We start from the raw sequence: 1,684 nt of genomic DNA, 5'->3' as shown, positions 1-1,684 counted from the left end.
TCCCGCTCCAGCCTGCGGAGCTGCCTGCTCAGCGAGGGCTGGGTGAGGTGCAGCGCTTCGGCGGCGCGGCCGAAGTGGCGGTGCTCGGCGAGGACGGTGAAGCAGCGGACGAGCCGGAGATCGAGGTCCGCCGGGGGCGGCATGTCGGACATCCGTTCAGCGTAGAGCGCCGCCGGGCATCCCACCTGCGGTGATACGCGGCCCGTATCGCGCGTTGCGAAACGATCATTGGACGCGGGGCGGGCGGCGGGCGCACGGTGGGAGCCCGGCCGGGACAGGCCGGGTCTTCCTCTCGTTCCAGGAGTTTCATCATGCGTGTTCTCGTCACCGGGGCGTCCGGATACATCGGCGGCGCCGTCCTCCCCGAGCTGCTGCGCGCCGGGCACCAGGTCGTCGGACTGGCCCGCTCGGACGCCGCCGCCGCGAAGGTCCGGGCCGCCGGCGCCGAGGTGCTGCGCGGCTCCCTCCAGGACCTCGACGTCCTGCGCGCCGGGGCCTCGGCGGCGGACGGCGTCATCCACCTCGCTTTCAACGACTTCTTCCGCTTCGAGGAGAGCCTCGGGATCGACCGGCGGGCGATCGAGACGATGGGCGCGGCGCTGGCGGGCTCCGGCCGTCCGCTGGTCGCCACCGCCGCGGTCGCACCCGGCGGAGCGCCGGGCGAGCTCTCGACGGAGGACACCCGGACGTCGCCCGGGGCCTTCGGATACACGCGGTTCCTGAACGAGGAGGCGGCCATCGCCCTCGCCGACCAGGACGTGCGCGCCTCCGTCGTCCGGCTCCCGCCGACCGTGCACGGCCCGGACGACCGGGCGTTCGTCCCGGTGCTCATCGGCATCGCCCGCGAGCGGGGCGTGGCGGGGTATCCGGGCGACGGCGCGAACGTCTGGCCCGCCGTGCACCGCTTCGACGCCGCCCGCCTGTACCGGCTCGCGCTGGAGGGAGCACCTGCGGGATCGCGTCTGCAGGGCATGGCGGACGAGGGCGTCCCGACGCGGGAGATCGCCGAGGTCATCGGACGCCATCTCTCGCTGCCGACGGCGTCCGTTCCCCTGGCGGACGTGCAGGAGCACTTCGGCTTCCTGAGCCATGTGATCACGATGGACGTGCCGGTCTCCAGCGAGAAGACGCGCGCGCTGCTGGGTTGGGAGCCCGTCCACCCGGGGCTCATCGCGGATCTTGAAGAAGGCCACTACTTCGCCCCCGCACGGCCCTGAACAGGTGGACGGCCAAGGCCAGCCCTGCGGCCACGCTGACGGCGTCCACGGCGACCGCCACGGACGGCAGCGCGTGGGGCTCGGTGCCGCCCGGACGCAGCAGGACGAGCACCATCCGCCAGCCGCCCCAGCCGACGAGTGAGCCGGACGCCACGAAGGCCGTGGCCACCGGCAGCCACAGCGGCAGGCGAGCCATGCGGCCGAGGAGAACCCAGGCGCTCGCCGCACCGGCCAAGGCCCAGAAGGCGTCTCCGATGGAGAGCATGCGGGCGGGCGCGTCCAGCTCACCCGCATAACGCGGATTCGTCCCCACCCCGCCGCCCGAGGCCCAGTACAGGTCAACGGCGGCGATCACCCCACTCGCCACCACCACCCCCGCAACCACCCTCCTCCGCACGACCGCCCCGGGCGCCGCGGACCCGAGCCGGGGCGTGGAGGCGTCCTGCGGTGTGAAAGCGCCCCGCGAG

At 73.9% G+C, this 1,684-nt stretch carries 3 protein-coding genes; 1 reads left to right on the top strand and 2 read right to left on the bottom strand.

Translation table 11 applies throughout. The annotated features are described in order from the left end of the window. On the bottom strand, positions 1-143 hold a 143-nt coding region (locus AB0J52_RS39290), incomplete at its 3' end, for a helix-turn-helix domain-containing protein (RefSeq protein ID WP_500188179.1). A gap of 168 nt (positions 144-311) precedes the next feature. Here AB0J52_RS39290 and AB0J52_RS39285 point away from each other — a divergent pair. Further along, positions 312-1,217 carry an SDR family oxidoreductase gene (locus AB0J52_RS39285; RefSeq protein ID WP_500188178.1) on the top strand — a complete coding sequence of 302 codons (906 nt, stop codon included), beginning with the start codon at positions 312-314 and terminating at the stop codon, positions 1,215-1,217. On the opposite strand, the gene AB0J52_RS39280 is transcribed toward AB0J52_RS39285, so the two are convergent. Further along, the gene (locus AB0J52_RS39280) at positions 1,168-1,572 is read right to left on the bottom strand and encodes a hypothetical protein (protein WP_500188176.1); all 405 of its coding nucleotides are present in this window, start codon (positions 1,570-1,572) and stop codon (positions 1,168-1,170) included. The genes AB0J52_RS39285 and AB0J52_RS39280 overlap by 50 nt on opposite strands. Positions 1,573-1,684: the final 112 nt, after the last annotated feature.

Origin of the sequence: Spirillospora sp. NPDC049652 (assembly GCF_040675125.1) — a bacterium.
Taxonomy (GTDB): domain Bacteria; phylum Actinomycetota; class Actinomycetes; order Streptosporangiales; family Streptosporangiaceae; genus Spirillospora.
Note: the sequence above shows the minus strand (reverse complement) of the source record. Positions and strands in the feature narration are given on the sequence as shown.